General features: G+C 63.5%; 6 protein-coding genes. 1 reads left to right on the top strand and 5 read right to left on the bottom strand.

The genetic code is table 11. The features are described from left to right. Window positions 1-814: 814 nt before the first annotated feature. The 3 genes from groL to B5F27_RS15120 all read right to left on the bottom strand — a co-directional run bounded on the left by groL (window position 815) and on the right by B5F27_RS15120 (window position 4006). Window positions 815-2449, bottom strand: a complete 1635-nt coding sequence (groL, locus tag B5F27_RS15130) for a chaperonin GroEL (RefSeq protein ID WP_087249355.1) — start codon at window positions 2447-2449, stop codon at window positions 815-817. A gap of 72 nt (window positions 2450-2521) precedes the next feature. Further along, complete coding sequence (locus B5F27_RS15125; protein WP_087368914.1) at window positions 2522-2809, bottom strand: co-chaperone GroES; 288 nt, start codon at window positions 2807-2809, stop codon at window positions 2522-2524. A gap of 222 nt (window positions 2810-3031) precedes the next feature. Further along, window positions 3032-4006: a diacylglycerol kinase family protein gene (locus tag B5F27_RS15120; RefSeq protein ID WP_087368913.1), complete on the bottom strand. Its 975-nt coding sequence runs from the start codon at window positions 4004-4006 to the stop codon at window positions 3032-3034. Between the two features lie 338 nt (window positions 4007-4344). On the opposite strand from B5F27_RS15120, the gene abc-f reads away from it, so the two are divergent. After that, window positions 4345-5805, top strand: coding sequence for a ribosomal protection-like ABC-F family protein (abc-f, locus tag B5F27_RS15115; RefSeq protein ID WP_087368912.1), 1461 nt, complete (start codon window positions 4345-4347; stop codon window positions 5803-5805). Window positions 5806-5809: 4 nt separating this feature from the next. Here abc-f and B5F27_RS15110 read toward each other — a convergent pair whose 3' ends face one another. Further along, window positions 5810-8110, bottom strand: coding sequence for an ATP-dependent Clp protease ATP-binding subunit (locus B5F27_RS15110; protein ID WP_087368911.1), 2301 nt, complete (start codon window positions 8108-8110; stop codon window positions 5810-5812). Window positions 8111-8305: 195 nt separating this feature from the next. Then, a complete protein-coding gene (locus tag B5F27_RS15105; RefSeq protein WP_087249369.1) occupies window positions 8306-8515 on the bottom strand; it encodes a helix-turn-helix transcriptional regulator in 210 nt (69 codons plus the stop codon). Window positions 8516-9252: the final 737 nt, after the last annotated feature.

Genomic DNA, 9252 nt, shown 5'->3' with positions numbered 1-9252 from the left:
TCCGCTCCGCTGGGGCCAGAGGGCCAGGGAGGGGGTTTCGACTCCCCCTCCCTAGGCCCTCTGGACTCCCTACCCACCCTAACGACCAGGGGAGACCCCTGGACCCAGACAGAGTGGTCGCTCTGGGCAAAAGCCTAAAAAAACACGACGGCCTTGGCTCGTGAAAACTTCGAGCGCTTACAAAAGACGGCCCGGTTTTTTCTTAACGTCTTTTGCCCGCCGCTCCGATTGAGACCACATGCCCGCTTTGGCGGGCTGGCGGTTCGGTGTGTCTTTTGGTGCTGTAGGGCGCAGACTTTGAAATTGCAAGGTGATACCCTTTTATGATCTAAACCCACCCAACCACCCAATAGAGGAACCCCCAGCCCTGCGGGCTCGCCCCCGTGGGGCTCTAAATTTCTGGCTGCTCCTTTTGTCCATCAGCGCTGCGGATTTATTATCAATAGTGGCTTCCCCAGGTTTCCAAACACATAAAAACAACCCCCGCCCAGAGATGGACGAGGGTTGTTGCATTTTTACAGGTTTTTCAGCGCGTACCGGATGAGAGAATCAGGTCAAAACGGGCTTTGCATCGTACCGCGCCACAGGCGCAAACGCCGGGAGCGAGCTGCAAACACAGCGACCGCGTCCAGTGGACGATACAGGGAGCTGTGTTTGGCGCAGCGCTCCGGTTTTTGCAAGCGCCATCTCTGGCGCGCCGCAAAAATCGGCTAAGCGCAAGAGTGGCGTAACGGCCCCGCGGAGCTTTTGGAGACCCGCAAACTTCATGGTACACATTGAAAGCTTTTTGGTTACTTTTTCTCGAAAAAGTAACTTAGTACATCCCGCCCATGTCACCGCCGGCAGGAGCAGCGGGAGCCGGGGGTTCCGGCAGATCGGCCACCAGGCTCTCGGTGGTCAGGACCATCTCAGCCACCGATGCGGCGTTCTCCAGAGCCGAACGGGTCACCTTGGTGGGATCGACGATGCCTGCGGCAATCATGTCCTCCACAAAGACCTCGTTCTGAGCGTCGAAGCCGTAGTTGGGCTTGCCGGCAGAGACGATCTTGTCGATGATGACGCTGCCCTCCAGGCCGGCGTTCAGGGCGATCTGGCGCAGAGGTGCCTCCAGAGCCTTCAGGATGATGCGGCCGCCGGTCTTCTCGTCACCCTCCAGGGTGTCGCACAGAGCCTTGACGGCAGGGATGGCGTTGATGGGAGCGGTGCCGCCGCCGGCGACCACGCCTTCCTCCACAGCTGCCTTGGTGGCGTTCAGGGCGTCCTCAATGCGCAGCTTCTTGTCCTTCATCTCCACCTCGGTGGCAGCGCCAACCTTGATGACAGCCACGCCGCCGGCCAGCTTGGCCAGGCGCTCCTGCAGCTTCTCGCGGTCGAAATCGCTGGTCGCGGTCTCGATCTGGCTGCGGATCTGGCTGACGCGGGCCTGGATGGCGTCCTTGTCGCCGTAGCCGCCCACGATGGTGGTGTTCTCCTTGCTGACCTTGACCTGACGTGCACGGCCCAGCATCTGCAGGGTGGCATCCTTCAGCTCATAGCCCAGGTCGGCGGAAATCACGGTGCCGCCGGTCAGGGTGGCGATATCCTGCAGCATCTCCTTGCGGCGATCGCCGAAGCCGGGAGCCTTGACGGCCACCACGGTGAAGGTGCCGCGCAGGCGGTTGACGATCAGGGTGGACAGAGCCTCGCCCTCGATGTCCTCGGCAATGATCAGCAGCTTCATGCCGTTCTGGACGATCTGCTCCAGCAGGGGCAGCAGGTCCTGAATGACGCTGATCTTGCGGTCGGTGATCAGGACGACGGCGTCGTCCAGCACGGCCTCCATCTTGTCGGTGTCGGTGACCATATAGGGGCTCAGGTAGCCGCGGTCAAACTGCATGCCCTCGACGATCTCGCTGTAGGTCTCGGCGGTGGCCTTGTTCTCCTCGATGGTGATGACGCCGTCGGCGGTGACCTTCTCCATGGCCTCGGCAATCAGCTTGCCGATCTCGGGGTCGCCGGCAGAAATGGTGCCGACGCGGGCGATGTCATTGGCACCGTTCACCTTCTGGCTGTGGGCCTTGATGGCCTCCACAGCGGCGGCCACGGCCTTGCTCATGCCGCGGCGGATATCCATGGGATTGGCGCCGGCGGCCACGTTCTTCATGCCCTCATTCACCATGGCCTGGGCCAGGACGGTGGCGGTGGTGGTGCCGTCGCCGGCGGCGTCGTTGGTCTTGGTGGCGACTTCCTTCACCAGCTGGGCGCCCATGTTCTCAAAGGCATCCTTCAGCTCGATCTCCTTGGCGATGGTCACGCCGTCGTTGGTGATGACCGGGGCGCCGTACTTTTTGTCCAGCACCACGTTGCGGCCCTTGGGGCCCAGGGTGATCTTGACGGTATTGGCCAGGGTATCAATGCCGGCACACAGTGCCTTGCGGGCGTCCTCGCCCTGCTTAATCTGCTTTGCCATAAGGTATCTCTCCTTTTCAATCAAAAGCGGCTGCGCCGCGAAATGGTCTTATTTTGCAGTGAAAGGGATGACTTACTCCTCCACGATGGCCAGAATGTCGCTCTGGCGCACGATGGTGCACTCCTCGCCGTCCACCTTGACCTCGGTGCCCGAGTACTTGCTGGTGAGGACCTTGTCGCCCACCTTCACGGTCATGACGACTTCCTTGCCGTCCACGGTGCCGCCGGGGCCCACCGCGATAACCTCAGCCACCTGGGGCTTCTCCTTGGCGCTGCCGGTCAGGATGATGCCGCTCTTGGTGGTCTCCTCGGCCTCCACGGTCTTGATGACAACACGGTCTGCAAGAGGAATAATCTTCATAAGTCTTGCCCTCCTATTTAAAAACTCATTGATAACATCTTTGGGGGGAAGGGTTCGGGGAACCGCTTTCCGCTTAGCACTCTGTTTCCCTGAGTGCTAAGAGTATTGTACTCATCTTGAGGGGAAAAATCAAGGGCTTTTGCCCATTTTTTTGTTAAGTTTTTATGACAAAATGCCAAAACGGCCCTGCGCCGTTCCAAATCAGCGCAGAGCCGTCTGTTTTTACCGTGCCGCGGCGGCGCGGGCGGCGGTGAACCGCTCATAGGGGCCCCGGGGCAGCACAATCCGGCCCGCCCCCGGCCGCACCGAAATCTCCAGCTTGTCCACCGGCGCGCACTCCCCGTCCGCCGTTGCGATGACGGGGCCCCGGCCGTCGGCCAGGGTGATGGTGAGCCGCTGCACACGCCGGAAAATCAGGTAGGGCGCCAGGTCGGGGGCGACCTCCTGCCCGGCGAAGTGCAGGCCCTTTTTGTACCGGCTGAGCAGGCTGAGGATTTTCAGCCGGCTCACCTTCCGCACCGCCACCAGTTCCAGCCATCCGTCGTCGGGGCAGGCGTTGGGCGCCGCACGGAAGCCGCCGCCGTAATCTTTGGTATTGCAGACGGCGCACAGCAGCACGTCGTCCTCCAAGGTCTGGCCGTCGGCCTCAAACCGCATCCGCCGGCCCAGCGGCCCGCAAATCTGCTTGACCGCCGACAGCAGATAGGCGGCCTCGCCGTGAAACAGGGGATTTCTGCGGTAATCGGCGGCTCCCAGGGCCACCTGGGCGTCCAGGCCGGCGGCACACACCGCCGCCGACAGGCCCAGGCTGGTGTCCATCAGGTCGATGGGCACCTCCCCGCCCGCCAGCTGGGCGTCCAGGTCCAGAAACTCCTCCTTCACCCCGAAGGTGCGGAGAAAGTCATTGCCGCTGCCCGCCGGGATGCAGCCCACCGCCGCGTTGGGGTAGGGGCTGGCCCCGGTGAGGGCCTCATTAAAGGTGCCGTCCCCGCCGGCGGCAAAAATCCGGACCGGCTCCCCGGACCGGGCAGCCTGGGCCGCCAGTTCCCTGGCGTGGCCCTTGTATTCGGTGCGGCGGATCTCCCAGCCGGACGCCGGAACCCCCGCCCGGTCCAGCGCCGCCCGGGCCGCACGGTCCAGCAGGGCGGTGCGGTCCTGACGTCCCGCCGCCGGGTTGAGCAAAAACAAATAGCGCATCGATGCCTCCCATGGCCTCCCGCCGGGCGGGAGGGTGATGGCACCAGTATACCGTTTTGGGCGGGGTTTGTAAATCCGGTTTTGCCCTTGACAGAGCCGCCCCGCCGTGCTATCCTATCCCTGAAAACAACGGAAAGGGGTGGAAGGATGCGTCACTTTGCCTGCTGAGGATTGAAACCGCGCGGCCGGGCCGGACTGGGCCATGCTGCGCCTGCCTGCAGGAAAAGTGTACCCATCCCTCCCCCCCTTTGTGCTTTGCATAGGGGCAGTGTCTGCCATGTCCGGCCGCGGGAGGTGTTTCCTGCGGCCTTTTTGCTTGCTCAAAGGAGGTCTGCCCCATGGCACAAATTTCCATCGAACATCTGTCCTTCTCCTATCCGTCCAGCTTTGACCCCATTTTCACCGACGTCAGCCTCACTCTGGACACCAGCTGGAAGCTGGGTTTCGTGGGGCGCAACGGGCGGGGCAAAACCACCTTTCTCCGGCTGCTGACGGGCCAGTACGAATACAGCGGCCGAATCGTCTCCCCGGTGGGGTTCGACTATTTTCCCTTCCCGGTCCCGGCGCCGGAACGGCCCGCCGCCGAGGTCCTGGCCCCGCTGTGTCCCGATGCCGCCGGCTGGCAGCTGGAACGGGAACTGTCCCTGCTGGGGGTGCATCCCGGGGCGCTGGACCAGTCTTTCTCCACCCTCTCCAACGGGGAACAGACCAAGGCCCTGCTGGCCGCCCTGTTTCTGCGGGAGGGGCGGTTTCTGCTCATCGACGAGCCCACCAACCATCTGGACGCCGCCGCCCGGGCCAAAGTGTCGGCCTATCTGGGGCGGAAACAGGGCTTTATCCTGGTATCCCACGACCGGCGGTTTCTGGACGGGTGCGTGGACCACATTCTGGCCCTGAACCGGGCCGACATCCAGCTTCAGAGCGGGAATTATTCCGCCTGGCAGGCCGGCTTTGACCAGCAGCAGGCCCGGGAACTGGCCCAAAACGAAAAACTGAAAAAGGACATCCGCCGTCTGGAAGCCTCGGCCCGGCGCACCGCCCTGTGGGCCGGCCGGGTGGAGGCCAGCAAGATCGGGGCGGCGGACAAAGGGTATGTGGGCCACAAGGCCGCCAAGATGATGAAGCGGGCCAAAACGGTGGAGGCCCGCCAGCACAAGGCCATGGAGGAAAAGGCGGCCCTGCTGAAAAATCAGGAGACCGCCGAGCCCCTCCGGCTGGCCCCGCTGGTCCACTTTGCCCCCACCCTGGCGGCCTTTTCCGACGTGACGGTCTGTTACGACGGGCGGACGGTCTGCGGGCCGGTGAGCTTTGAGGTGACCCAGGGCAGCCGTGTGGCCCTGTGCGGCGGCAACGGCAGCGGCAAAACCAGCCTGCTGCGGCTGCTGGCGGGGGAAAACGTCCCCCACACCGGCACGGTCGCCACCGCCCCGGGACTGGTGATTTCACAGGTGCCCCAGAACGCCGCCGGTCTGGCCGGCAATCTGCGGGACTACGCCCGGGCCGAGGGCCTGGACGAAAGCCTGTTCAAAGCCATTCTGCGGAAGATGGATTTTTCCCGGGTCCAGTTTGAAAAGGACATGGCCGGCTTTTCCAGCGGACAGAAGAAAAAGGTGCTGCTGGCCCGGAGTCTGTGCCAGCGGGCCCATCTGTACCTCTGGGACGAGCCGATGAACTTCATCGACTTGTACACCCGCCTGCAGCTGGAGCGGCTGCTGGGAGAAACCAGTCTCACCCTCCTGTTTGTGGAGCACGACGCCGCATTCCGGGAGGCCATCGCCACCCGGACGGTGAACCTGTAACCTTTTATACCGTGGCGGTGTCGTCGGCAATGAGCATCACGCTGCCGTCGGCGGAACAGTCGGCGGTATAGTGGGCGCCGGGCCGGGCCGAGCCGGATGCGATCCGGTCGGCCAGAGCCTGTTCCACCGCACGGTCCACCTGGCGTCGGAGTTCCCGGGCCCCGTAGGGACTGGCGGCTTTGGACGCCAGGGCCTGGCACACCCCCGCGGTATGGGTCAGGGTATAGCCGCTGCGGGCGGCCCGCTGTTCCAGCTGGCCCAGCAGGCGGTCCGCGATGCGGCACAGGCTCTCGGCACCCAGGGGCCGGAACACAATCATTTCGTCCAGGCGTCCCACCAGCTCGGGCCGGAAAAAGCCCTTGGCCTCGGCGATGGCGGCGGCCGACTGCTTTTCAAAGGCGGCCTCCTGGCCGGCGGCAAAGCCCAGGGGCGCAGACTGGCCCGCCAGGAACCGGGCTCCCAGGTTGGAGGTCAGCAGGATAATGGTATTGGTGAAATCCGCCTTCCGGCCCATGGAGTCGGTGAGGCAGCCGTCCTCCAGAATCTGCAAGAGAATATTCTGAATATCCGGATGGGCCTTTTCGATCTCGTCGAACAATACCACGCTGTAGGGACGGCGGCGCACCGCCTCGGTGAGCTGGCCGCCCTCATCGTGGCCCAGGTAGCCCGGAGGCGCGCCCAGCAGCCGGGCCACCGTGTGGGATTCCTGGTACTCGGACATATCGAATTTCAGAAGGGCCTTTTCGCTGCCGAACCAGCTGCGGGCCAGGGCCTTGGACAGGGCGGTCTTGCCCACACCGGTGGGCCCCAAAAACAGCAGCGCCCCAATGGGCCGGCCCGGCTCCCCCAGTCCGGTGCGGCTGCGCCGGATGGCGGCCGCCACCGCCGCCACCGCCTTGTCCTGGCCCACCACTTCCTGGCCCAGACGGAATTCCAGCAGGGCCAGACGTTCCCGTTCGGCCTCCCCTACCCGCTCGGCGGGGACGCCGCTGGACCGGGCCACCACCTGGGCCATGTCCTCCCGGGTGAGGGCGGGGGCGGTACGGCCCTCCCGCTCGGCCCGGATGCGGGCCGCCGCGCAGGCCTCGTCCATCAGGTCGATGGCCTTGTCGGGCAGGCTGCGGCCGGGCAGGTACCGCACCGACAGTTCCACCGCGTCGTCCAGGGCATCCGGCGATATCAATACCCCATGATACCGCTCATACCGCGGCGCCAGCCCCGCCAGGATATCCCGGGCCTGGGCCGGGGTGGGTTCCTCGATCTGGACCCGCCCAAACCGGCGTTCCAGGGCGGGGTCCTTCTGGATATGGGTGCGGAACTCCTGATTGGTGGTGGCGCCGATCATCTGCAGTTCCCCGCGGGCCAGCACCGGTTTCAGGATGTTGGCGGCGTCGATGGCGCCTTCCGCCGCGCCCGCACCCACGATGGTATGGAACTCGTCCACAAACAGGATCACCCCGCCGTCCCGCACCAGTTCTTCCAGCAGGCCCTTGAGCCGTTCCTCAAAGTCGCCCCGGTATTTGGTGCCCGCCACCAGGCTGGCCATATCCAGGGCCAGCAGACGCCGGCCCTGGAGGGCCCGGGGCACGTCCCCCGCCGCGATCCGCTGGGCCAGGCCCTCGGCCAGGGCGGTTTTGCCCACCCCCGGCTCCCCCACCAGGCAGGGGTTATTCTTCTGGCGGCGGCAGAGAATCTCAATCATCCGGTCCAGCTCCTTGTCCCGGCAGAACACCGGGTCCAGGTCGCCTTCGGCGGCCCGGCGGGTCAGGTCCCGGCAATATTTATCGCTGGCCCGGCTGCCTCTGGGCACGCTGGCCGACGCCCGGGGCTGAATGGGCAGGGTCAGCTGGCCCGACAGCTGGCGGCATTCCCGCACCGCCTCGCTGAGCTGCACGCCCATGGACGCCAGCATCACCCCCGCCGTACAGCCTCCATCCTCCAGGATGGCGCAGAGCAGATGCTCCGGCTCGGCCTTGGGCTGGCGGGCGTTCTGGGCGTCGATGAGGGCGTAATCCATGGCCCGCCGCAGTTCCGGGGCCACGTCCTGACGCCGCAGACGCCGCGGCGCACCCTGACGTCCATCCGCCACCTGGCGGCGGACCTCCTGTTCCCGAATATTCTTGCCGGCCAGAAACCGGCTGGCCGGGCCCCGGTCCTGCTGCAATATCGCCAGCAGCAAGTGCCCCGTATCCGCCCGGCTGCACCCGAAATTCCCCGCCAGCTGGACGGTGCTCTCCAGCACCTGTTCCGCCTGGCGCGAAAAACCTTTGCCCCATCCTGCACTGAAATGTTCCAAGAATCCCATGGCCTGCTCCCATCCCGGCGTTGTTCGCCGCTTCGTCAACAACTCCAGTATAGACCGGTCGGGCGGAAAAAAATCAGCTGTTTTTGGCGCAGGAACCCAAACCGGGCAAACATGGGCTTTTCCGGGCACCAAAACCGGGTTGACCGCTCCTTGGCCCGGGTTCACTGCACCCACCTGGGGCGGCATCTGCTTTTTTCACGTCAGGTCGTCTTTCAGGCCCAAAAGATAATCCGCGCTCACTCCATAATACCGGCACAGGGTCACCAGGTGCCGGATGGGCAGTTCATTGGCGCCCCGCTCATAGCGGGCATACATGGTCTGGGAAGTGCCCAGCACCTGGGCAATCTCCCGCTGGGTTTTATCGCGGTCCTCCCGCAGGTCCCGCATCCGCTTGATATACTCCATCTCCATCCTCCGTTTCCCTTGGATGGAAAAAGTATAGGTTAATAAACATCTTTACTATTGACTTTAGTAAATATTTGTACTAAAATTCAAATCAGCCCAGATTCATCCGACATCACAAAGGAGGGGTCCGACATGGGGATTCTATCTGCGCTGCTCCAGTCCGTCCGCATCTACTGGGTCTTTTATCTCTACAGCATGGACTGGCTCCTAACCGAGGTGCTGTAAAGGGAAACCCCCGGGTACACACTGTATCCGGGGGTTTGGTATGCCATTGCTTTACCGCCCTACCTTTAACACTCTGTTTCTTTTTCCTTTTTGTCCGCTCCGCTGGGGCCAGAGGCTGCGGAGCCGAGGCGCTGCCTGCGGCAGATACAGCCGAGGCGGAGCAGGGGCAAACACAGCGACCGCGTCCTGTGGACGAAACAGGGAGCTGTGTTTGGCGCAGTGCTCCAATTTTTACAAGGGCATTTATGCCCGCAGAAAAAATTGGTTAAGCACAAGAGGACAGCGGTCTGCTTTTTGCGAGGGCGCGACGACGCCCGAAGCAAAAACAGGGCACCGCAACCCGGAGCAGTGCTCCAATTTTTACAAGGGCATTCATGCCCGCAGGAAAAATTGGCTAAGCACAAGAGGACAGCGGTCTGTCTTTTGCGAGAACGCGACGACGCCCGAAGCAAAAACAGGGCACCGCAACCCGGAGGAGGGATAGTTTTCTTGTGCTTTGCCGCTCTACCCTT

It is taken from the genome of Faecalibacterium sp. An192 (genome assembly GCF_002160175.1).
Classification (GTDB): Bacteria; Bacillota; Clostridia; order Oscillospirales; family Ruminococcaceae; genus Faecalibacterium.
This window is presented reverse-complemented; position numbering and strand designations above follow the sequence as displayed.